A 24742-nucleotide genomic window follows, 5' to 3' on the forward strand; every position below is an offset into this window, starting at 1 on the left:
CGATTGAAATCGAAGGTCATGTTACCCTTTAAATAAGGGGTCCCGTTTGGATGCCGATAACCCCTCAAATGGGGTCCTTATTCCATGCTTAATGACAGTACAGATTTCCCGAGCCACTTCCCTTTATTGGGTTGACAGAAAGGGAACCCTTGTTGTACGAGATGGTTGAGTATCTATGAGCGCTGTTCTTGGCAGATTCACCTACCAAAATGTGGTGAATTTGGGAGCGATGGGGGCATTCGCATGCGCAATTTGATAGATGGAGTCTCTCCGAATAAGGGTTCCCTTTTCACAGGTGCCGATTCATCCGGATTCATTATTGTTCAACGTCCCATTTTAGGGGGGCGTTATTGATTTATCATCAAGAAATGCTTCGAGGTTGTTTGGAATCAGAGGTAATGGATGCGATTTGTGATAATCGCATTCATGTTGCCTTTCAGGGGATTCATTCGGTCACAAATATTGACCATATGTTATATGGCGAATGTTTTGCGCGCTTGATAACGCGTAGCGGGTGCGTTCATAATGCGGTCGATTTTATTCCAGTGCTGGATAGCCGGGGTAAGACCCCCATCCTGGATCGCCACATGGTTAAGCTTGTCTTGGATGAGCTTGCCGCAGATTCCCGAGCGGTTCTCGGATGCAATATTTCCGCTGATAGTGTTGCGGATGAAGCCGCGTGGCTTCCAGTCGAAGTTCAGCTCAAAAATCGTTCTTCTCTCGCCGACCGTTTAATTCTCGAGGTCACAGAAACTCGCCCTCTGCGTGATGTGACAAATGCAAACAAGGCGTTTCGTCAAGCGCGCCAGCTTGGCTGTCGAATTGCAATAGATGATTTCGGGCGGGGGCATATTACGCCGGAGCAATTACTGAGCCTGGAGGTCGATATTGTCAAAATCGATGCTCTGTTTGTTCAGAACATCAAGGAATCCCAAGAGGCTGGGACCAGTCTCCATCATATGGTTGGGCTCGCAAAATGCGCAGCTCCAATAGTCGTGGTGGAAGGGGTCGAAACCAGTCCGCAGCTTGTCGCTGCTGTGATGTCCCGTGCCACGCACGCACAGGGCTTTCTCTTATCTCAACCTGTAATCATGCAATCATATGTGTCCGCAATGCGGGCAAATTCTGAAGGATAGCCTATGTCTATAGTATCCAGAGATCTGGCTCGCGTTTTGGGTTCCACGGCACTTTCTCTATCGCTGGCAACAGGGATATCGTTTGTTGCAATCAGTCACGGGATAGCTGCGGACGATCCACTTGTTCCACCTATAACGGTAGCGCCGAACGGGAATCTAGAACTGCCGGATGGTCAGGTGGTTAACTATATTGGCGGTGGATCGGGAGTTAGTGCGATTACTGTCAGTACGGGTGGCATCCTGACAGGCACCGATGCCGTTATTTCGACAAATGGTGTTGGCCCCGCGTCCCATAGCCTTGCTGCTGGTATTCGTGCTGGCGCAAACTCAATCGTAGAACTTACGGGTGGTTCGGTTAACGCGACTGGTTCACAACATACACGTGGTATATTGGGGAGTAGCGGCGCGCGTATCGCCACTATTGGCACCGATATTTCTACTGCTGGCGACAACTCTCACGGTGTGCATGTCGAAACTAACGCGACAGCCAGCATTCAGGGCGGCATCATTTCCACACAGGGCAACGATTCTTTCGCTCTTTATTCACAGAAGGGTTCTAATCTGACAGCCTACGATGTCACGATTGAAACGGGTGGGGTCGACGGCTTTGGTGTTTTCACCTATGGCAATGAGAGTTTTCTTGAACTGATTGGCGGCGCGATAACGACGACCGGCGAACGGGGACACGGTGCAGTTGCAGGTGAAAATACCAGCATTAAACTTACCGGAACTACTATTGATACTTCCGGAAATAAGGCTTTGGGTATTGTTGCCGATCAGGCGAATACCTCGGTTATCGCTACTGATGTTAATATCATTACGCGTAGCGATAACCATGCATATGGTGTCTATGCCAAAGCCGCTGGACCGGAAACTGCTGATATTTCTCTCATCGGTGGTTCCATTACGACTGCCAGTGCCAAAGGACAAGGCACGCAGGACGGCGACGGCTCGCGGGGATATGCGATCCTATCAGAGGGAGCTGGGGCAAGTGTTTCAGCAACGGGAACCACAATCCATACCGTTGGACAGCGGGCTTATGGTGCTTATGCAATCGGCGGCGGCACGGTTGCGCTAAATGATCTGGCAATCACCACGGAAGGCTTCATGGCCTATGGTGTCTATGCATCTGGTGCCGGGTCGGTGTTAAATGCCGAAAACGTCGATATCACAACATCGGGCGAAGTAGGTGACGCTGCCTGGGCCTATGCTGGCGGGACGCTCAATCTTAACGGCGGCACATATATTATTCAGGGAGAACAGAATACCAATACTCCGCACGAGCTTGCAAATGGTCTCGTCGCTGTGGGCGGCACATCCACGACCGCGGGCGGGCTGATTAATGCAAGAAACCTGACAATCGCCACCCACGGTGCGAATAGTTACGGTTTTCGGGCGGGTACCGTTGTCGGCTTGGATCAGACCTATGGCATCATTAATATTAATGACAGCGCTATAGTTGTAACCGGTGAGAACTCTCACGCGGGTCAGGTCCAGTACGGCAGTACATTGACAATTAACAATTCCGTTCTGGTGTCTGAAAAAGGTAATGGCATCCAGCTGACGGATAACGCCAATGTGACGCTCAATGGCACGACGATTGCCGCTGCCCAGGAAACATTTGTCTCCTCTTTGAATAAAGCAGGCCAGACGCAGAACATTAAGCTTGGAAAAGGAACCGTCGCCACTCAGAATAACGGTACGCTCTTGAGCGTTAATCGTACTGAAAATGGCGCGGATGGCGTTGTCCAGCTTACCCTCGGGACTGGCTCTACCACTCAGGGTAATATCGTCGATGAAGATGCCAGGGCCACCGGCGGCACCGATGTGACGCTGGAAGAAGGTGCCAGCTGGGCAGGCAAACTGTCTGGTGTACGCAATTTCTTTGGCTTCCAGGGCGGTAGCGTCGACTTTGAGGGTGAGGCCAATGTTGCTGGTAATCTTAATGGTACTGGCACCAGCTATTCTTTTAGTAGCCAGGGCGGTACGATTGGCGGCAATGTCAATCTCGCTGATGGTTCATCGACCACGGGTGGTTCGATTGACAATCGTATCGTCGTCGGCGGCGATGTGAATGTAGATGATACATCAATTCTCGGCGGCAACTGGAGCATTGGAAGAAATCTTACCATTAGTGGAATTCTATCGCCGGGTAACTCGATTGGCCGCGTCGATGTTGATGGTAATGTCGACCTGTTCACGTCATCAGTCTATGAGGTTGATGTTGACCAAAGCGGCGATGCGGATCTTATAACGGTTAACGGTACTGCCAATCTGGATGGCACAGTGGTCGTAACCGCAATGGATGGCTACAAGTTGGCTTCGCCATACACGATCCTGACTGCTGGGACCATCGATGGTGAATTCCAGTCCGCAAGTCTTGCACAGCCAAGTGCATTCCTTGATGCGAATTTGGCTCATGGAGCAAACGATGTCACTTTGACGATTGACCGCAATGCTACAAGCTTTGAGTCCGTCGCAGATACTTCTAACCAGGCTGCTGTTGCCGGTGCATTAGATCGGATGGCTCTTTCCAATCCAGTGGTTGCAGCAATTGCTCTGTCGTCCTCAACTGAAGCGCGTGATGCATTCCAGCAACTTTCTGGTGATACCAACGCATCGGTCAAAACAGGGCTGATCGAAACTGCTAACCTCACAGCAGATGCGATCAACAACCGTCTGCGCTCCGCATTTGATGGTGTTGGTGCAGCGAACATGCCTGTTCTCTCCTTTGCCCAATCCTCGAACTCGGCTGCTGGCTCGGCCATTGACGATGCTAGTGCATCACCTTCTTACAATTATGCATTCTGGGCAACGGGCTTCGGCTCGTGGATTGACCATGACGGCAATGCAAATGCCGGTGGAATGAAAACCTCAACAGGTGGTTTCCTCTCGGGGCTGGATATTGGTTTGAATTCCGGCTGGCGTCTGGGTGTTGTTGGTGGCTATAGCGAGACCAATCTCGACGCTAAGGGTCGCAATGCATCGGCTACGAGCGACAACTGGCATCTGGGTGTCTATGGCGGCAATCAGTGGGGCGCGCTTGGCGTGAGGGCTGGCCTTATCCATACATGGCACAGTGTCGATTCTTCCCGTTCGACATCCTATGCTGGCTTTGGTGATAGCCTTGCCGCTGATTACGATGCCCGGACCCTTCAGGCATTCGGTGAAATCGGTTATCGTATTGATGTGGCCCCTGTTGCTCTTGAGCCATTCGCGAATCTGTCGCATGTAAGATTGCGTACCGACGGGTTTACCGAAAAGGGTGGTTCATCCGCGCTTGCGGTTGAAAGCGAAACGACCAACACGACATTCACCACTCTGGGCGTGCGCGCATCTACGCCGTTTCAGCTTGGTGCGACCACTGCCAATCTTAACGGCACCATTGGTTGGCGGCATGCATATGGTGATATCACGCCGGAATCCACGCAAGCCTTTATTGGAGGCAATGCATTCACGGTGCAGGGTGCGCCAATCGCCAAGGATGCAGCTCTGCTGGAGGCAGGCTTTGATGTCGCCATTACCAAGACTTCGACTTTCGGTGTGAACTATGTTGGGCAGTTCGGCAATGGAACCACTCAGAACGGCTTCAATGCTTCGTTCAACGTAAAGTTCTGATTGATATAGAGATCGCGCCCAAATATGCGATCTCTATGAATAGTTTGAGATAACTTCACACTTAATCATGCCGCCCTGCCATAAACAGGGCGGCATTTTAGAATGTGAAGGTATTCTTCATTTTTGAAGTATTTCCAGTACCTAGCAGTTTTCTGGTTAAGAGGAATTGCCAGATCGGTCTCGATGTAACATCAAGAGTTCGTTTCTGGGCTGTGCGGACCTAATGCTTGCTTTTGATAAATAATCTAGTCGAAACGTCCCAAAACTGTCGGGTTCAGAGCACCAGGAACGAGGAAATTACAGAATCCTAGATAGAGTTATCAGATTGAGCTATAAAGACCTATCGTTTCTAATGAGCGATAGCCACGCGAGTGGTAATTCATGGTCAAAATCTGGCGAATCGGTCCCTAAAATACCTCACTCATATCCGTTTGGATTCTTTGATTGCCAGTTCCATATATCCTGACACATCTCGCGCAGGTTCTTTTCAGCTGACCAGCCCAAAAAATTGCGCGCGAAACTTGGGTCCGCATAGCATGCGGCTACGTCACCGGTGCGGCGAGGGGCTATCTCATACTTGATTTCACGATTCGAGGTATGTTCGAATGCCTTAATGACTTCCAGAACACTGTAACCTTGCCCGGTGCCCAGATTGACCGAAAAGCATTGTGGATCGTCAAGTTTTTCAAGTGCCTTGAGATGTCCCGCTGCCAGATCGACTACATGAATATAATCGCGAACACCGGTGCCGTCGGGCGTCGCGTAATCGTTGCCCCATATATTGAGCTTTTCACGACGTCCGGTCGCAACCTGCGCGATGATGGGCATGAGATTGTTCGGAATGCCTTTGGGATCTTCGCCAATCAAGCCGCTTTCATGCGCGCCGACGGGATTAAAATAGCGCAGAATGGCAATTTTCCAGCTATTGTCGCTATTATAGAGATCGCGCAGCATGTCTTCGATGACCAGCTTGGTACGGCCATAGGGATTGGTTGCAGTAAGGGGTTCGCTTTCGAGAATCGGTAACCTTTGCGGATCGCCGTATACAGTTGCCGAGGAACTGAACACCAATGTCCTGACACCAGTTGTTTCCATGGCCTGCAACAGGCGCAACGTGCCCACGACATTGCAGTCATAGTAAAACAAGGGCTTCTCGGTCGATTCACCAACTGCCTTGAGACCTGCAAAATGAATAACCGCGGTGCATTTATTCTGTCGTATAACCTGTTCCAGAAAAGCGCGGTCGCGAATATCGCCTGCCTCGCGGCGTGGTGCGCGTCCGGTGATTTTTTCTACGCGATGCAAGGCTTCCGGATGGCTGTTGGCAAAATTATCAACGATCACGACGTCATAGCCAGCTTCAATCAGCTGAACACAAGTATGCGAGCCGATATAGCCAGCCCCGCCTGTCACGAGAATTGTCATTCTTCCGACATCCACGAATTCAACATTCCACACTAAACGGTATTGCACTAAGCAAAATCACAGGAAGACTGCAAGCTAATCTGGATGATTTCCTGCAATTCTGAAGAGCCAGATAGCAGGATTTTAATTGCCAACAGAAAATTCGGAAAACTCGCTCCACGAGCTGCGTAACTGGTAGTGAAGCAGCCATGCTTGTGAGATGAGCTTATTGGGTTTTATGGATTATGCAAAGCATCTGAAAGGCCCCCGGCGCAGGTATTTTGTTTCATGCCTCAGTAGTGCTTCCGAGGAATATTCCGCATGGGTTCCGTTCGTCCGGTAACAATAAAGACTTCCTTGACGCGTTTACGACGACCAGGAGCCTCGCTGGCATCCACGACAAGACCCTTGCTCTTGGTGTCGCAGAACTCCCAGCCGCTCACCGCCACATAATGGTTTGTTACGCAGATAATCGTTGGATGCGTTCTCAGGAAGCCGAAGCGATTATCGAGATATGCGGCGAGTGTCGGATCTCCTCCAATTTTCTGCCACTGTCCTGCAAAGCCAAAGACGGACATGACAGTCTCAACCTCGTAGTTTTGGGTGCCCATAATAGCAGGAGCCCGGTCAAAGTTAAGCCACCCCGATCCGTGCCGTGCATAACGGAATGCATCCTTTACCAATGAAATCGGATGGCCGGTAATCGCGGCAACGGCCGTGGGGCCGCAGAATCCACGGGTTCGGGTATCATTGTGGACGTCTTTCAACGGAAAGCCAGCTAGATCGTCCTGCGCTGTGAGTGTGGCTACTACCTCCTCTCGCGCTTCGTATGCTGCCTTGAGACGACTATGAACAATTTTCATCATTTTCCTCCATTTTTTTCATTCAAGAGTTTTGCGATCTGTCTCAATTCCATGCTGGCAGGGGAGACCGCCGAATCGGATTTCGTTGAAACGGTACCCAAAGATTAGTGTCTGGAGAGTTACAGCTCATGGTCGGCCTCATATGTTTTTTTGTGTTCAGGCTGAAGGCTGTCGGCTTCGGCAATGATAGGGATATGCGGTCCAGCATTGTGATGGGGCATGGCCGATGAGATGCCATCCGACGCGAAGTCGAACGTGGTTTCCTTGACATGACTCGCAGAAAGGCGCTGTGCCAGCCAGTGCAGTCTTTGCTCCCGGCTATCCTCAATCATGGATGGGTTGCCGGTTTGCATCTCCTGTTCAATGCGTCGTTTGTCCGCGACCAGCAGCGTTTCGTCCCGCGCGCGGCTTGAAGCGACGTAGATGTCATGGCGATCAAAGGACGGCGTCAGCAAAACTGCAGCCCGGTCGACGGTCGTTCCCTGCGAGCCGTAAACAGTCGACGCATAAGACCAGCCAAGTCTGGCGCGCCCCTGCGCATCGGCAATTTCAGCCGTATTGAACTGGACAGTGCGCTCCCCGATCCTTGCTTCAACATTTGCGCGGGCGGATTTTTCACCTGCCTCAACCAGATCCGGGACAACTTTTGTAATAGTGGCTTCTGTACCGTTGATGACGCCAAGCTTGTGATTACGCACCAGAAAGCGAATGCGGTCGCCAATCGCGAGCGTCAGTTTGTTCGCATGTCCCGATGGCGTCACCGCATCGACTGTGACGTCAGCCCCTTCCAGCAAACCATGCTGACGGAGCCGATCCCGGACTTCACCGCTGATTGCGGCCACCTCATTGTTGGTTTTGGCGATGATCAATGCAGACCTGCGATCCGCTCCAACAAGGGAGGATTTGACATGGTCGACCGCAGCTTTGATAGCTGCTGCGGCATTGTCGCTCTCTTTGAAAAGGTTGCAATCCGCAAAGGATTGCAGTGCCGCTTCAGCATCGCCTTTACCGAAAGCCGCAATGGCTTCTTTTGCCCAAGCTTCACGCTGGCGGAAAATGGTCTCGACCTTCGCGGTTTCCACCGGATGCGCGGCGAGCCGCAAACCTGATCCTGCACCGATTGCCTGTAATTGCTCCCGGTCGCCGACCAGAAGCACTTTTGCACCAGCGTCTTGTGCAGCTTTTAAAAGCGCATGCATTTCTCGTGAAGAGAGGAGGCCAGCTTCATCGACAATGAGGGCGGATTTTGCATCAAGAAACCTTTGCCCCTGCGCGTCACGTTTGAGCCACGACGCAGTTGCGCGCGATTCAATTGCCAGATCGTCCCGCAGAACATTTGCCATGCGCCAGGCCGTTGCGGTTCCAACAACGCGATATCCTTCCGCCTCCCAGGCTTCCACGATGGGGGCTAGCAGCGTGGTTTTGCCTGTTCCCGGAGCCCCTTCGACAATTGAGAGCCTGCCGGGCGCGGTAGCGCTTTGGACAGCGGCGATCTGTTCCGGACTGAAGCCCCTGCTGAGACACAGCGTCTCAAGTTTCGTTGGTTCTATAGGAAATTCCTGCGCAATAGCCATCTGGCGGGACATGGCAACCAGCTCGCGTTCGATCCTGATTATTTCCGGCGTTGAATAACGCGGAAGCCCAAGACTGTCCCTGCCGATTTCGACAAAAAGGCCATCGCCCAGCAGGCGGTCAACTTCTGTCGCAACGCGTTCAGAACCGATCCCCAAGCCCACGAGAGCTGCGGCGACGGCGCGGAATAATTCGCGCCGTTCAATTACACTTCTCGTTTCGGTCAAGATTGCAGGCAATGTTGCCAGTCGCGGGGCGAGAAGTTTCTGCTGTTCCTTCTCATGATGTTCTGCCGGAGATTGTTCGTTATGAAGGACAGCAGCATTGGCGTCAAAGCCCATCCGTTGGGCCGCTTCTGCCCAGGCCTTTTCGCGGGAGGCTGTATCGGTCTGCTTGGCCGAGCGGGTTTTTCTGGCAATCGCAGCTGCCAGAGCGCCAGCACTGGCGCTATCCGTGCCAGCGAGAGCCAGCTCCTCGGTGATCTCCTGTCTGCGTGCGGAGAAATAGCTGATTACATTATCGGCAACGCCAGCGATTTCAAAAATACCGTTCTTTGAAATTCGGTCGATTTCGAAGCCGACGCCTTTAAGCCCTGCCGCAAGGGAAGCGTGATAAATTGCACCCGCCGCCATTTTCCAGTCACGCAGGATCGTGGAATGGAGTGCACCCACTGATCCGTCCCCACGAGTTGCCAGATTCAGAACCACGCAATGGGTATGCAGGTTCGGATCGGCGAAGGTAAAACCATCGCTATGTTCCGCCGGACGGCTTTCTCCATGTTGAAAACAAGCAGCGGAAAGGTTCACCCGCTCGATTATGCTTCCGCCACGACCCCGCCGTGCGTAAGCAGCTTCTTTTTCCAGAAGCTGCAATGTCTGGCGCACTGCGCCCGCATGGGCTTCTTCCATTGCTATACGCGACGGGTTATCCGCCAAAGCCCAGATCAACGATACTGAGCGCGGCGCGGAGAAGGTGATATCAAATGCCGGGACGCGGTCAATCCGGCCCCCGGAATTTGAAAGGAGGGACTGCCCATTTTCGTCCAGCCCCGCAAAAAGGCGCTCAAACAATTCGGCATTGATCGGGGAATTGTCCTCAAGCCCGAAATCATGTCCGGGGCTGAACCAGCGGCCTTGCGGCTCAACTCCGCTTTCGCCGACATAATAGGCAATCTGTTTTGTGTAATATCCGGCATTCGCTGCCGGGTTCCAGGTCGCGACCATGGTTTCATCTCCTTTGCTGAAACCATGGTCGCCCGGATTACAAAAAGTGTTGGCCTAACGAGCTGAACTTTGTTGTCTGCGCTCTTTCCATTGGCCGACAGGCCAGGAGAGAAGAGCAATATCGTCATGTCCAGCGACAAGCGCCCTGATTTGTGGCGGTCCCCATGGGGGCTGATGCAATCCAAGATCATTGGCTAGAACAGCGGCGTCCACTACAGGGATGTCTCTGGTTCTCTGCTCTGATCGAGGGCGGCCATCAGGATGGGAGCCAGAAACCTCATACCAGGATACGGTGCGGTTTCCGATCCATGACGAAGAAATTTCCGCTGCCGTGCTACCGCCGGCGACACGACCGATGATCTTCGTGGTCAGATTATCGAGCAGATGCTGCGACCCTTCCTGCCCGTAAATCTCACGCAATTGTGAGGGCGACTGGATCGCGGTAACAACGCGAATTCCCATAGACCGCCCGATAGCTGCAAGCCGTGGTATGGCTTCCGTTCGCCCGATCTGGGGCATTTCATCGAGAAAAAGCCAGGTTGAGGGTTGATTGCCATGCGAGAATAATCGCGACGTTGCGGAATCGGCGATAATTTTCAGAACGATCCGACACATGGCTGCCGACAGTTCAGGTTGCCGTTGTGATTGCTGAAGTATAAGGTTCTGGCAGGTATTGCCTTCGGCCCATTCGTTAATTGAGAGAACTGATTTCGAAGAACGGCCCATCTCGGCAAATGCATGGGCGATCTGGCCCACATTGGCGATGAGGACGAGATAAAATGACATCGCTTGTCGCCGGGTCTCTTCACGTTCAATATCGATGAGCGAGGCGGCGACCGGATGATCTTCCTTCAGGAGATCAAACAGTTTTTCCACGGGCTTTTGCAGGAGATGATCGAGATGACGCCATGTCCAGATTATGCCTCGCCGCTTTGCTTCGTCCTGAAGATATCGGATCAGCGCCGTCAGCACCTGACGCGCTCCGCCGGACCATGATGGATCGCTGGTCTCTGAAATCAACTCCGCAGCCAGTTCAGCGGCGTCTGCTTCGGAAACGATATCTTTTCCCAGCAACCATGTTGCGCTGCGGCTGTCATTTAGTGCGAGCAGTGAAAAATCGTCAGTAGGAAAGCGTGCGGTGAGATCGCCTTTAACATCGAGCGCCAGAAGCTGGTCGCCCCGGTCAATGGCCCCCTGCATCAGTTTTTCCATAATTGTGGTTTTGCCAGCGCCGGTTCCGCCGACGAGCAGGATATGCTCGGTTTCCATGGAACGCGGCATGGAAAGCCCGTCAGCGAGTTCGATACCGGCAACACTATGGGAATGACGTTTGCGCCAATGGGCAAACAGTCTTTTGTGAGCAGCCTTGCCTGCAACAAGCCGCAAGCCACGCAAATGGGTCACGGCAGGTTCTGCAAGTTTGCTGGCAAGGATTGCCTGCCGGAGATCGGACGCAACGAGATAGCCTACTGTAAATGCGGCAAGCAATCGTGCACTCACATCGACCTCAATCCCGAAATAGCGGATTGATGATGCAAAGGTGAGTGGTAACTGGAAATATTGGATAAATGTGCCGAGCGTATCGCCAGAGTTATGAGCTGAAGGCAGCATTTCCTGAACCAATGCCAGAAAGAATCCGATATTGGCCGCGCGCGGCTTATCGGCGTGCGGAATCCATGCTTGCGGTGGAAAGAGTGTCATCATTGCGATTAAAAGAAGCGCAAAAATAAGCGTTCCAGTCGCACCACATATAATACTGACAAGGAATTCGGGTTTGCGGGGTGTGAGGGGATGAAATTTCATTTCGATCTCCTCATCAAACGGCTGGTATCCCGCAGCACAATCAGTGGCGTCTTTTCCGCTATGGGTTGCTGAGGTGAGCCAACAATATGCCGATTCATTTTCTGCATCTGGCCTAAATCCTGAGCCAGATAAAGCGCTGCCTGTTCAAGTGTGAGCTGATTACCCCCTGTATAATAGACGCAGCCATCGGTATGGTGCGATAAGCGATCACAGCGCGGCCACTGGTCAGCAGAGCGGGACAAGGACCCATGATTGCCCCATTTCTGCCAGAGGGTGGAGGCCGAAACGAATGAAAGCGCAACGATAATCACGCCTCCAGACAGCCAGAGCGTCGATCCGAACGGGATGCGTCCGGCCCGTTTCCCTTTCTTGTCGTTCTGATTCTGGACAGCCGGCACAGGTGCAACAAGGGACTTTGGCGCAAGCCCCGCGACGTCTGTTCTGCGGCGCGCCAGTTCCGCCAGACCAGCGGGTCCTAGTAGTGCCAGCGTCGAGGCTGGAACACGAGCCAGCTTTTCAAGCGGCATTGCAGCCATGTTTCCAATGATTTCATTTCGTCCGTCCTGACCATCCTTGATAGCTTTACGAACGAGATTGGTGAATTGTGCAGGTGCCTTGAAGGTATTATTCATCGACGGAACCTCCTGCCGCGATGACATCTGCGAATACCTCGTTGGCACGCCCCAGAAATGCCGCCACATCGCCCCGCATGACCTTTGCTGCGGGACGGCTGCGTCCGGTCCACGTCTGGATCGCCGCTATATCTGACGCGACAACATCCATGAAGCGTTTGCCTGCTGCTTCAAAAGGAAGCCATGATCCCGGTGCAATCGCAGGTAATTTCGGCGCACCCAAAGATTTGCAAAGCGGATCGAGCTGCTCCTGCCAGACTGCATCGGCGGGTGAGCCGGGATAAAAGCGGAATGGCCCGTCGCGACCGTTGAGGATGATTTTTCGAAGGGCAGAAGGCAGGACACGCCCGATGGCTTTTGCGGTTCTGGCAGCTCCCCGCATGGCTTCCGGTTCGGCAGTCGCCGGTACGAGCCAGGTTGTTTTCGCTCCGGCTTCGAGCAAATCCGCATCCAGATCGACAAGCGCGCAATATTCCTCGACCAGAACCTGCTGGGGCCCGCCAATGTCGACAAGTAGCGGCGTCCGATCCTGTAATGCTTGTTCAATGGCTGCATAAAGAGGATCGAATGCGGTGACGATTGCCGAAGGATCGCGGCGCAAGTCGTCAAGCCGAGCCGGAGCGACGGTTGTCACCAGATCGCCAAACAGTAACGGCAGGCGATCCTGTTCATCGATCTGAACGATCCTGATCGTGCGACTGTTGATCTCAAACAAATCCGCAATCAGCGCCGTGACGAAACTTTTTCCCACCCCGCCCTTGTCTGAACCGACAAACAGGATTTGCGGAAAGGATGGATTGGGTTCCGGGTTTTGGTGTGTCGTCTGTTTTTTCATAGTGAATACTCCATTATCGTTGAGCATCCAGTATGCGCATGCCGGGTGAGGGCTGGTGGCCTAACGACCTGAAAGAACTTGTTGCGATAGTAAAGGCCAGCTCGGGTGGCTGGCCTTGGGCATTCGGACAGGGGGAGGCAAGTCCATTATGCGGCCATTACCCAGTGGCGGTTAACTACGCTCAAAATTGCCGCCGCCACCGGCACTGGCCAACTGTTACCTACGAGGCGGTATTTTTGGCTATCAGTTAGAGGCTTACCGCGATGGCGCACTTCATCAAGCCAATCGTCGGGAAAACCCTGGGCACGCAGCGCTTCGAGCGGGGTTGGACGCCGTACAACCAGACCATGCCCCGGAAAATCTTGTACGACCAGAAAATCCATCTCATGGCCTTTAAGACCGGGCCGGTTCATTCCCGACCCGCTTGCCATCATCGTGCCGAGCCGCGGCGGATGCAGCACAAAAGACCCTCTAGCAGCACCGGCGGCAAACGATAGCGATGCCGCGCCGCGCGGGTGAGCACGCCGTTCGCCGCCCGCAGCGAAAGCGAGTATTTGAGCAGGTGAACAGCTGGCGGTTCCGCGATGTCCGCAAATGAACAACCGCTTGCGGCGTTGCGCGACGAAATTGCTGGCGTCGATGACTCGATGACCAACCGCGTATCCGGCGTCACGAATGGAAGTGATGAAACGCCGGAACGGGCGTCCGCCTTGCACGGTTTCAAATTGCGGCACGTTTTCGATGACGAGGAAACGCGGCCTGACTTCGCGGATAATTTTGGCGACCACGATACTGAGATCGCGCCTGTCGGAAGCGCCGCGCTGTTTTCCGGCAGCAGAGTAAGGCTGGCAGGGGATGCCTGCGATGATAAGATCGATTTTTCCATGATAGTCCTTCCAGTTAGTGATTGCATTGATGTCGCCGAGATTTGGTACGGCAGGGAATTTTTGGGCGAGTACGGCGGATGCGAGAGGGTCAAACTCTGCGACCGCCACCAGTTCATGGGCAATATCTGCGTGCAGAAACGCTGCCGCGTCTCCGCCCATGCCTGTGCAGAGGCTCAAAACCCTGAGCGGATCAGATGTATTCTCGCGATAAAAATCGGCTGTCTTGAATGTCGTCATGCTTTACTCCTTGCTCATTTCGACAAGGAAAGCGTCTCATGGCCCGCAAAAAGTGCTGGCCTAACGACCTCAAGATTCTGGAAGGACTGCTTTTTGCCTACCCTTGTTCGGCGGCACTTTTTTGTCGGAATAGCTGGCGAGGGCGTGGAGCAGCCTCAAGGTTATGGCCGACTGCGGTAGCCCTTTTTTCAGGCGAGGCACGTCAGGAAACCCGATAACGCCGCCGGTTGGACGTCGGACATTTTCGTTGCCTGTACGATAATCGGCTTCATTCAACCGTCGTTTTAGCTCTGTGAACCAGTCGTGGAGCGGGATGAGGGCTTTCAGTCTCAGGCGCTCCAGCCGCTGTTCAACGATATCTGTGCTTCGATCTGATGAAACTTCAAGTTTCAGAATGCGCTGTTCTATAAACAGCACCGCTCTCCTCAGCGTGTTGATCTGATGACGATATGTCAGTATCGAAGAAAACCAGCCTGAATCAAAGAGGTACTCCCGGTCGCTTTCAAGCGGTGGATTATCGGGATCATATTTTACATAAATAATGACTTGATCGACGATTTGGCGGCCATGTTTCATCATATGGGAATGCATCTGGCCGTTATCGAATGGCCAGATAATATCAAGTACACCATTGATAAGCTGCCAATCGGCTGGCGAAACGAAGCCTGCATTCACGCGCTGGTTTCGGCCACCTTGTCTATCCTTGATCTGAAAGGTGTTTTTCAGATTCTGAACCACGCGTTGCAATAGTTTTTTCAACGATGGGACGTCTTCGGCCGCAAGGCTTTGCAGAATGCTTATCTTTTCCGCGCGATCACACCGTCCAAATCGTTCGAGCCCCGTCGGCTGAAATTCTGCCTTGAATAGACCGGGCTGTTCCGATCTGAATCGGGCGGTAGCCATCTTTTTAATAGCCGCGATTTCAAGTTCTTGATGCGCAGGGACGAAAACGTCGCCATATTCTTCAGTACCATGCAGTTTCAGAAGCGAACTGGGATACTGCCCGAAGCATGCCTCGACCGCATCATCATCCAGTATCGTTATGCGGCGACCGATTGAAATCTCGTCGCCATCGATAACGTATTCCAGATTTTTCAGAACAGCGCCGCGAATGGTTGAGGACTGCTGGTCTCTTTGCGCGATGACGTAATCTATAGCGACAAACTGCAACTGATCTGCCAGCTTTTCCGGCGTGAAACCGAACTTCTCAGCATCGCCTGTTATGCCGGTGGTCAAATCTTCCAACGTTCCTTTAATATCGTAACTGCCCGTCATTATGCCCCTCCGGAAGCTGAGAGCGCAATCTTTGCGCCCGAGCCATTGCATCCGCAACTGCACGACGATTCGCAGTTAGCCCTTCATTTCTTTGCGCAGATATTGCTACTGGAGCGGCCTGCCGCGTTTGAGGCTTCTCGGAAATGATGGGCATGCTGTTCGGTCTGTATCGTCGCACCCGCGAATATTGCGAGCGCAGAACGCTTGCCGGAATGGGCTTGCCGCGAGGTGACACCAACCCCTCGCTGTTCAGCAATCGCGCGATTTGCTCCCAACTCACACCGCGCTGCCGCAAATTATCAAAAAATGGAAAATGTTCGCGAATGACATGCTCGAACGGCACAATCCCCAAGGGACCGTGCATTGCACGCACAATGATTTTCGCCTGTTTTCTAATCGACTGTAAATTCTGCATAAACTTATGCTGCTGCAGTTTTCCATCGGCCACAACCCGGTACTGGATAAATGTTTCGGCTTGTTGCAAACCGCTGCAAAATGTTTCTATCACACCTGTGCACCAACCGGATGCTAGAGAAAAGTAATTTCAACTGAAAGGAGGCTATATAATCTGGTTCTCTGTGCGCTCCCGCCACAGGAAACGATGCACGATGTGCAGTGTGGTAGCCGAACGCAGATACTTTGGGAGATGGTTCGGGAAATTTGCCCTGCTTAGAGAAGTGGGGTTTCGGCTCAGATGCCGGGTTAGATGATATCGAATGGGTCCTAAATGTGCCGCATTCGCCAGCAAAGACGGAGTTGACTTCACAGTAACATTTCGTCAATTACGCTACGGCGGATTGACTAAATTTATTCGAAAAAATGGCTATAGTAACAGATCGCAGATTGGCCCGGAAAAAATCATGAGTATCGAGATATCTAGAGCAGAAATGCCTCATGAGGTTGTAAGGGCAGAGCCAACCAAAGGAGCTAAGGTCGCCATTGGGGACATTTCGGAGGCTCTATCAAAATATCGTTTGGCGTTAATTTTCGGATGGCAAGACGTCGCACAGCGTTATAGACGGTCCAGAGTCGGTGCCTTCTGGTTGACCTTGAATATGGCTGTGTTTATCGGCGCGCTGGGTTTGATATTTGGAACGCTGTTTCAAAGCGAAATGCGCGAGTTCTTGCCGTATCTTTGTGCTGGCGTTATTACATGGGGTTTTATCTCGACTTGTCTGAATGAGGGGTGCACAACATTTACATCTTCAGACGGCATAATTTTACAAGTTCGAATGCCATTATTTACGCATGTTATGCGAGCGATGTGGCGCAACGTAATAATATTCGCTCACAATATTGTTATTTTTCCAGCTCTTCTCCTTATTTTAGGTCGAATGATCAGTTTAAATGCGCTTTGGGCGATTCCTGGGTTTATTCTCCTGTGCTTAAATTTATCTTGGATGATGCTTATTTTGGCGATTATCTGCGCTAGATTTCGGGATATGACTCAAGTAGTCACGAACATATTGCAAGTGTTGTTTTATGCGACCCCCATTATGTGGATGGTTAAGATATTGCCCGATCACGTTTCTCGAGCGTTTATTGAATTGAACCCATTTTATCACCTCATCGAGCTTGTACGGGCCCCGCTATTCGGTTCTCCGCCATCCCCGCTTGATTGGATATTCGGCTTTGCTTGCGCGATAATTGGTTGGGTCGTCGCGATTTTGTTCTTTGGGCGATATCGCTGGCGCGTAGCGTATTGGTTGTAGAAAATGAGTTTAATTCAGCTTCAGAATGTGAGTGTCGAGTTTCCTATCTATAATTCGACTAGCCGTTCGCTCAAAAATCGAGTTCTTAGCATCGCAACTGGAGGCAAAATCGAAAGGCGAAGTGATCGCCTAGTGATTGTGCGTGGCCTTGACGATGTTTCTATGACTTTCAGAGATGGGGACCGCATTGGACTGATCGGTCACAATGGGTCGGGGAAAACCACGTTGCTTCGTGTCTTGTCGGGCATTTATACCCCGACACACGGAAGTTCGGTGATTAACGGTAATTGCGTTTCGTTGATCAATATAAATCTCGGAATCGATCCCGATGCGACAGGAAAAGAGAATATCCGTCTACGCTCTGCAATGATGGGAATGTCACCCGAGGAAATCGCGGAAAAATTCGACCAGATTGCTGATTTTTCGGGACTTGGAGAGTTTTTAGATGTTCCATTCCGGACTTATTCATCTGGCATGCAATTAAGATTGGCATTCGCAACGTCAACGGCGGTTCGTCCTGAAATCCTGATAATGGATGAATGGCTTTCGACAGGTGACGAGGATTTTAAAGAGCGCGCGAACCTACGTATGCGTGATCTGGTCGACTCGACGAAAATACTCGTCCTCGCTAGCCATTCAAAAGATTTGATGAAAAAGAATTGCAACAGAATAATCTGGCTCGAACATGGGCGGGTCAAAATGGACGGATCGCCTGATGAGGTGCTAACGACCTATTTTGGCGAATGACGGCATGAGCCTGTCTTTTGAAAAGTGAAGACCGATTGAATGGATGGCGTGGAAGGTTAATCGCTGGTTTTGGATATTGTCCAGCGAACAAATCTTTCGCTTCTGTTGTGGGGTATTGAACAGCCATGTCAAAAATTGCCAGCCGTATTAGACAGTTGACTAATGTGCTACGTTATCTGGCTCGAGGGGATATTGCAGGGCTATTCAACCGCCTGAAATGGTACGGACGTGAATACAATCATGTCAAACTACGTAGGCGGCTCGCGAACGGTAACGGCATCGTGTGGGGAATTCTGTGCACCCCCCATACTCTTTTCATAGCCCGGGCAATATCGGAGCGTTTAGCAACCCATGGGATCGAGAGCGAAATCGTAACAGGCTTCCTTAAAAGTTTTGATCACGATTTTTATATTGTCCTATGTGCTCAGATGTTCAAGCGTCTCCCGCCAGCAAATAAGCGGGTGATTTTTCAACTTGAACAGTCGGTAAGTTCAAGATGGTTTACGCCGCAATATATGAAAACCCTGAAGGATTCTTTGGGGGTTCTCGAATACTCCTTAACGAATATTGAATTTTTAGCAAAGAACGGGCTTACATATCCAAACGTACACTATTTGCCAATTGGCGCTTCACTGGACGACGCGGTTTCAAATAGTGCAAGCCCCAAAAAATATGACTTTGTGTTTTATGGAGATAGTTTAAGCAGCGATAGGCGGCGCCGGTTTCTTGAGACACTTCAAAAGAAATATAGTGTTAAAGTATGCAACGATTTATTTGGTGACGAACTTTACGCTATCATCAGAGAGTCCAGAGCAGTTATCAATATTCACTACTATGAAGGTGCTTTGTTGGAAATGCCTCGTATATGCGAGTGTATTTCTTTGGGTGTGCCAGTTCTCTCTGAAGGGACAGCCGATCAGGACGAATATCCTGAACTTGAGGGTGCGGTAAAATTCTATGAAGAGGGATCCATCGATAGCATGATGGCCTCTGCGTCAGAGATGCTCAATAATCTGGAAGTGATAGGTGACGATCTTCAAAGAGCCGTTTCGGTCAGTGCAGCGCGTTTCAATTTCATGATGGATCGCTTTCTAACGGCGATTGGGGCTGTTCCAGCCGATATTATTCTTGAGCGTCCGATTTATGTAGCCCGAAAAAGTGATTTCTTTGCTCTCTCGTTGCCTGAAACGGTAGATCGGCGCAAGGTAATAGCTAGCGCACTACCAGCTGGTTGTGAGTTATTTGATGGCATCCGTCATAGTATGGGTTGGGTTGGCTGCGGAGGTAGTTTCAATGCGCTATCACGCTATGCGGTTGCAAATAAAACAGGTAGGCTGACTGTCATCGAAGATGACGTTCAACTTCCTGAGGATTTTGATAGTATCCTTCATGAGATCAATGCATACCTTGATGTACGAAAATCAGATTGGGACGTATTTTCTGGCATGATGGCTGACGTCAATTCTAACGCAAAGGTTATCTCTGTAGAGAAATTTGGTGAGCGTACTTATGTTACTATCAATAAGATGACTAGCACGGTATTCAATATATATAATAGAAGCGCTCTGAAATTATTATCACAATGGAATCCACTTAATACTGATGCTGTCACAAATACGATTGATAGGTACCTGGAGTGTCAGGAAGGTCTTCGGGTCGTTGTAGCCTTGCCGTTCATAGTCGGCCACAAAGAGGGCGCGACGTCGACGCTTTGGGGGATTGAAAACGAGCGTTACACCCCAATGATTGCAGAAGCACAGCGAAAGATTGAAAATCTTGTTCAAGATTGGCAGCGTAGCCGACAGGTATAATGCGGTTAACGTGTTGGATTTACTTATTGATGCTAACTGAATTCTCGAAGGGGATGGCGGCGTATGAACCTCTAATTCTCAATATTCAATAAATCTAAAACAGGAATACTAATACTGAAGAATTCACCATTCACGTCCAGGTGGCAGTGATGGGGGAACGTATCATGCCCGTTATTTCAGCAAAAATGATGTAGATATGGTTTCCTATTAGCTACAAAAAGACTTTAGTTACTGTAGAAAATCATAGCTACGACGAAGCGTCAGAATGAGGACATGAGATGATAGATCATGCTGAGAGGCGAGTTCAAAATGATGAAGCGCCAACCATCGGACGCGATGAGTTCGATTATGAGAAGTTAATTCGTGAGAACCAAACGCTTCAGTCCGCGCTGGACCAGATAATTAAAAAGGTCGCAGACCAGGAAATTAGCTTCAGAGATGCTCTATCGCGAAGCTCTGCTTGGGGGGCATTGCAAGAGCAAAGAGCCACGCGCGCTGTCGCCCAGCTTGAAACTATTGAGCGCAGTCCATCTTGGCGTCTGATGAGTAAAATTAACAGCGGCCTGGATAGATTCCCTCGGCTACGGACTTTTATAAAGCGATGTGTGAAGCTAGCAGTGTGGACTGCAAGAGGGCAGTTACCCTCAAAAATAAAGCAGTTCACAGCAGCCCGAAAACATCAAACAATCGCGAGCGCTGGAATAACTGCCGATAATAATGTAGATACAAGTTCGTTCTTTGTGGGAGCAACCGTACTGCCGACTTCTCTTCTGGATAACATCCTTTCATTTATGAAAGAAAATGGACCCGTTGAATTAGTGTTGGCCCTTAATTTTTATGCAGGCGGTGGGGCTGAATCGGTAGCGTTGGACTATGCTAAGGCATATGCTCAAAATAACAGTAACAGCTCCGTGCTGATTGTTTTAACCGACAATGGCCCCAAGAGGAAATTGCCGCGACTACCAAAAAATATAATGGTTGTTGATCTAACGGATCAAGTAGAGGGTGCGATCGCTCGCGAAGAGTATCTGTTCTTGTTGATGCGTTTAGTTCCTTTGAAAACTCTTCATATTGTTAATTCTGTGGTTGCATTCGATCTTCTGAAACGACTTCCGCAGCCCTTTATCTCGGAATTAAATGTCGTTTCGAGCGTTTTTTGCCTGCAGTTTGATTCTGTGGACGATACGAAAATCATCGGATTTGGACGGGATTTCCTGCCACCAAATATAGATAAAATCGACTGTGTCGTTACAGACAACCATATGTTCGCTCTCGAAGGGCCTCTCAGATTGGGTCTTGCGGACTATGCCAGCAAGTTCAAAGTTGTTTATAATAAATCGAAACTTGATCAGACGATAAGTGTCGATACCTCATTGGAATTGTTGAATAGCCGTCTTCTTCCGCAACAACCTAGTGCGAGATTCAAGGTTCATTGGGCTGGTCGTCTAGATAGGCAGAAACGACCTGATCTGCTGGCAGAAATTGCGGCGTTGACTGAAGATTTTTGTGATTTTCAGGTGTTTGGTGGTTCCGTGGTTGATGGGGATTACGAAGCGCAACTTAGAGAGAGAGACAATATCGATTTGTGTGGACCTTATTTGAGCCCCACTGAATGGGATATGAAGGGTAAAGGCAATGTGTACCTTTTCACCTCACGAGAAGAAGGTATGCCTAATGCGCTCATCGAGGCGGCCTATCTAGGTTACCCTATAGTTGCTTCTAATGTTGGTGGAGTTGGGGAGCTTGTAAACTCCAGGACTGGATGGCCCATTGATAAATTTGCTCCAGCTGAAGCTTATGCTGAGGCACTGAGGCAAATCTTTCACGATCAACTGGAAGCTAAGAACCGAACAGAGTGTCTCATCAAATTGGCACACGACCAACACAGTGAGCAATCTTATCTTGAAGCTCTTGAAAAGATTCCTGGATATGAAAGAGCATAGTGAAAAAATGAACTCTGTCAGCGTGATTATTCCTTACTATAATCAAGGAAAGTATCTTCAGTCCGCCGTCCAGTCAGCATTGTCTTCGTATGAGGGGGATATCGAGGTGCTTGTCGTCAATGACGGTAGCACCGAGGGACATGCCAAGCATTATTGCGACCAAGCCTGTAAACTCGACCCTCGCGTAAGAATTATTCATAAAGAGAATGGCGGACTGTCCTCCGCAAGGAATGCTGGTATTCGTGAGGCAAAGGGGACATACATCCAGCTTCTTGATTGCGATGATGTTTTGTTGCCAGGAAAGATTCAACGCCAGGTTGACCAGCTACAACATACCAAGGATAAGCTTATCTCGGTATGTGGTTATTATATCGCGAACGATTGGCTGAGGAATTTACAGGATGAGACGCATTCTATAAATCGCTTCCCTTTTACGGTGGAAAGCTTTCTTTTTCAATGGGAGCGCGGCTTCTCAATACCGATACATTGTGGGCTATTTCACCGGTCTATTTTCAATGATCTGTTTTTTGAAGAAAAGCTTTACGGAAAGGAAGATTGGCTATTCTGGTCAACACTCGCAGGTAAGCAGCGAAATGCCTTCTTATACTGTCCATTTATAGGTGTGATTTATCGCTTACATGAGAGTGGCATGACACGATCACTCGACAAAATGGGCGAATCGTGGGTGCAGGCTTCGCAAATTCTGGACAAGCTCTACGCGCCTCAATTTCCAAGTTTTTCAAGCGCATCAAATGATTGGCATCTGAACTTCTATCAGGGACGTAGGCTATCTAACGAGGAAAAAAATCGCCTACATGTTAATAATTCTATTTCAGACGAGGCTGAAAAACGGCAAATGCTGGACACTCTCCTCCCTCCAACTGTCGTTCTCAAGAAAGAGAGTGGGACGGTGTCGGATAATCCTCCGCTCATCTCATTCGTTGTTCCGGTTTTCAACCATCGAGCGTATCTGAAGCAATGTATAGAATCCCTAATCAATCAGAAGACAACAATTCCGTTTGAAGTGATAGTTGTGGACGATAGATCTACACAGACAGGTGTAATCGATACCCTTAGCGCTATTGATAGCGGCCCCATTGTATTTAAGGTTTATCAAAATGAGAAGAACTACGGAATATCACTCACACAAAATTTAGCGGTGCAGCAGTGCAGCGGAGAATATATCGCTTTCGTGGATTGTGATGATTATGTGTCGAATACAGCTGTCGATGATATATCCAGAACAATTGCTGAAACATCGGCTGACTATATTTTTACCGATAAAGATCATGTGGACGAGAATGGGCGCCTCATGTCTCGTTTTAACTACGGCGGCTATCCTTGGATTAAGCCATCTGGGACAATTGAAGATGACGTTTTACTCGGAATGGTCGCGTCTCATCTAAAGGTTATCCGGCGAAAGTTTTATTTAGAGCTTGGAGGAAGCGATGATAATTATTCAGGAGTGCAAGATTGGGATTTTGCATTACGTACTATTGGCGAAGGTAAATTCCATTATTTGAATAAGGCACTGTATAGTCACCGCATACATAGGAATTCTGTCACTAGCTCTGGCTCAGTAACACAATTCTGGATGACAAATGTCCTGCGAAGAAAGTATTTGGAAAAACTTAGCACGGACGCTGAGGTTACAGCGATTGTGGAAATAAACACAATCAGCACCAATGACATTCGGTACATATCTGAGCAATTTATGGAGGGGGTTCGGTACGTTTTCCGGACAAACGAACTTTCTCTTACGGACGATCAGGTGGATATGTTGCGCGAATTCAATACGTATTTCGATAGAATTTTTGTATCAGCCGGAGACGCCGCATCACTAATGGGATATTTGTGGGATCATAAGATTGTACGAGGATTCTAACGTAGCAATATCAATGTCTCTGATGTTGTGAATAAAGGCGCAAAATTCTGGAATCGCGTGGATGCTCATGGCGTCCACGCGTTAAATTCATTTTCAACTTTTTCGAATGTGAACTTGCCCTTATTGGGAAAATGAAAAACATCGCCGGGTTCCCAGCTCTGGTAGCGGCTTCTAATGTCTTCGAGAAAAGTTGTGTCTGTTGTCGACGTATTGGCCAGCTTGCTTTTCATCGCGTCTTTTCGGACAAAATTCATGTGATACATGGCCACGTCACTATCAGCGAAATGGTAGTGATCTTTGCGTGGGAAAAACGTTCTAAGTTTAGTTTGAAGAAAAGAGCCGCTGTCCGGCGTTTTTAACGACCGGGTGGGGTCGACCATGTCGATGTAATAGGCTCCCGATCCAATCTCAGTTCGTTCATTAATTTTCGTAATAAACGCGCAGCAGGTGGTATCTTTTGCCCTCCAATTGGGCGTTTTAATGTGAAAAAAGCTGGAGACACTCGTCGCCCAAATCCTGTTTCTGGAAACATAATCCTTGGCAAATTCGATTTCATTTTTCCGATAAAACTCATCGGCATCCATCGTGAAAAAGTGCGTGCACCGATGACGACGTGCTTCATCCAAGCCAATCCTTCGCTTGGCCAACTCATTCTCCTGCCGTGCTCTAGAAAAATCAGGGGCAAATTCGATAATGCCGTCCGCAAGTTTTTTGTTTCGAATATCGCTCAGAGTGTCGAGGGCGTCGGAGCTTATCATATTTCCTGAGTTGGAAATGGATTGGTAGATGATGCTGACGAAATCAACAGTTTCTCGTATACTATTGATGCTAGCAATAAGATGCTCCTCTCCATTAAAAAAATTGTAGCTGACCGAAAGTTTCATCTAGTTGTTCATTCCAATCTTGAAAGCGGATAATCGGGTGGTTGTCTGTCCGTGATCGCAAATTTCTGCGTGGTGTGCGGATACTTTGAAGCAGAAAACCTAGCCTATTAACGTGGCATACGCTGTTTTATTACGCGCAGAGGCTTAGTAATTCTCCAAGATGTGCTTCTTAACACCTTAGTGCCCGACTCAAAATTCAAGCTTTGCGATACGGCGTGTCATTCGCCTGATGGATGCTATGAACATCCATGCCTCTGCTGAGGCGATAGAGGCTT

At 50.0% G+C, this 24742-nt stretch carries 17 protein-coding genes; 7 read left to right on the forward strand and 10 right to left on the reverse strand.

The window, feature by feature from the left end; translation table 11 throughout:
- The first annotated feature begins 350 nt into the window (after window positions 1-350).
- Entirely contained in the window at window positions 351-1136 is a 786-nt protein-coding gene (locus tag VBH83_RS17445) for an EAL domain-containing protein (protein WP_396998851.1), read from the forward strand.
- 3 nt (window positions 1137-1139) lie between these two features.
- Window positions 1140-4754 carry an autotransporter domain-containing protein gene (locus tag VBH83_RS17450; RefSeq protein WP_396998853.1) on the forward strand — a complete coding sequence of 1205 codons (3615 nt, stop codon included), beginning with the start codon at window positions 1140-1142 and terminating at the stop codon, window positions 4752-4754.
- A gap of 417 nt (window positions 4755-5171) precedes the next feature.
- On the opposite strand, the gene galE is transcribed toward VBH83_RS17450, so the two are convergent.
- The 9 genes from galE to VBH83_RS17495 form a co-directional block, all read right to left on the reverse strand.
- Window positions 5172-6179: a UDP-glucose 4-epimerase GalE gene (gene galE / locus VBH83_RS17455; RefSeq protein WP_396998855.1), complete on the reverse strand. Its 1008-nt coding sequence runs from the start codon at window positions 6177-6179 to the stop codon at window positions 5172-5174.
- Between the two features lie 272 nt (window positions 6180-6451).
- Window positions 6452-7024 carry a hypothetical protein gene (locus tag VBH83_RS17460; protein ID WP_396998857.1) on the reverse strand — a complete coding sequence of 191 codons (573 nt, stop codon included), beginning with the start codon at window positions 7022-7024 and terminating at the stop codon, window positions 6452-6454.
- Window positions 7025-7140: 116 nt separating this feature from the next.
- Entirely contained in the window at window positions 7141-9816 is a 2676-nt protein-coding gene (gene mobF, locus VBH83_RS17465) for a MobF family relaxase (protein WP_396998859.1), read from the reverse strand.
- 54 nt (window positions 9817-9870) lie between these two features.
- Complete coding sequence (locus tag VBH83_RS17470) at window positions 9871-11619, reverse strand: type IV secretion system DNA-binding domain-containing protein (protein ID WP_396998861.1); 1749 nt, start codon at window positions 11617-11619, stop codon at window positions 9871-9873.
- Window positions 11616-12251, reverse strand: a complete 636-nt coding sequence (locus VBH83_RS17475) for a hypothetical protein (protein ID WP_396998863.1) — start codon at window positions 12249-12251, stop codon at window positions 11616-11618. The genes VBH83_RS17470 and VBH83_RS17475 overlap by 4 nt, the downstream gene beginning before the upstream one ends.
- A complete protein-coding gene (locus VBH83_RS17480) occupies window positions 12244-13086 on the reverse strand; it encodes a hypothetical protein (RefSeq protein WP_396998865.1) in 843 nt (280 codons plus the stop codon). Before VBH83_RS17480 ends, VBH83_RS17475 begins: the two co-directional genes overlap by 8 nt.
- 146 nt (window positions 13087-13232) lie before the next feature.
- The gene (locus VBH83_RS17485; protein ID WP_396998867.1) at window positions 13233-14210 is read right to left on the reverse strand and encodes a DNA cytosine methyltransferase; all 978 of its coding nucleotides are present in this window, start codon (window positions 14208-14210) and stop codon (window positions 13233-13235) included.
- A 69-nt stretch (window positions 14211-14279) separates the two neighbouring features.
- Window positions 14280-15380 (reverse strand): hypothetical protein, encoded by a 1101-nt coding sequence (locus tag VBH83_RS17490; protein ID WP_396998869.1) that lies wholly within the window; start codon window positions 15378-15380, stop codon window positions 14280-14282.
- Between the two features lie 82 nt (window positions 15381-15462).
- Window positions 15463-15993 carry a hypothetical protein gene (locus VBH83_RS17495; protein ID WP_396998870.1) on the reverse strand — a complete coding sequence of 177 codons (531 nt, stop codon included), beginning with the start codon at window positions 15991-15993 and terminating at the stop codon, window positions 15463-15465.
- Between the two features lie 352 nt (window positions 15994-16345).
- Between VBH83_RS17495 and VBH83_RS17500 the strand changes: the two genes are divergently transcribed.
- The 5 genes from VBH83_RS17500 (at window position 16346) to VBH83_RS17520 (ending at window position 23583) form a co-directional block, all read left to right on the forward strand.
- Window positions 16346-17197 carry an ABC transporter permease gene (locus VBH83_RS17500; RefSeq protein ID WP_396998872.1) on the forward strand — a complete coding sequence of 284 codons (852 nt, stop codon included), beginning with the start codon at window positions 16346-16348 and terminating at the stop codon, window positions 17195-17197.
- A 3-nt stretch (window positions 17198-17200) separates the two neighbouring features.
- On the forward strand, window positions 17201-17944 hold the full coding sequence (locus tag VBH83_RS17505) for an ABC transporter ATP-binding protein (RefSeq protein ID WP_396998874.1): 744 nt from the start codon (window positions 17201-17203) through the stop codon (window positions 17942-17944).
- Between the two features lie 125 nt (window positions 17945-18069).
- Window positions 18070-19755 (forward strand): methyltransferase type 11, encoded by a 1686-nt coding sequence (locus VBH83_RS17510; protein WP_396998876.1) that lies wholly within the window; start codon window positions 18070-18072, stop codon window positions 19753-19755.
- Window positions 19756-20033: 278 nt separating this feature from the next.
- On the forward strand, window positions 20034-21698 hold the full coding sequence (locus VBH83_RS17515) for a glycosyltransferase family 4 protein (protein WP_396998878.1): 1665 nt from the start codon (window positions 20034-20036) through the stop codon (window positions 21696-21698).
- Window positions 21685-23583: a glycosyltransferase family 2 protein gene (locus VBH83_RS17520; protein ID WP_396998880.1), complete on the forward strand. Its 1899-nt coding sequence runs from the start codon at window positions 21685-21687 to the stop codon at window positions 23581-23583. Before VBH83_RS17515 ends, VBH83_RS17520 begins: the two co-directional genes overlap by 14 nt.
- Before the next feature lie 65 nt (window positions 23584-23648).
- On the opposite strand, the gene VBH83_RS17525 is transcribed toward VBH83_RS17520, so the two are convergent.
- Entirely contained in the window at window positions 23649-24467 is an 819-nt protein-coding gene (locus VBH83_RS17525; RefSeq protein ID WP_396998882.1) for a hypothetical protein, read from the reverse strand.
- Between the last annotated feature and the right edge of the window lie 275 nt (window positions 24468-24742).

This window comes from Ochrobactrum sp. S1502_03, from assembly GCF_044435015.1.
GTDB lineage: Bacteria > Pseudomonadota > Alphaproteobacteria > Rhizobiales > Rhizobiaceae > Brucella > Brucella chromiisoli.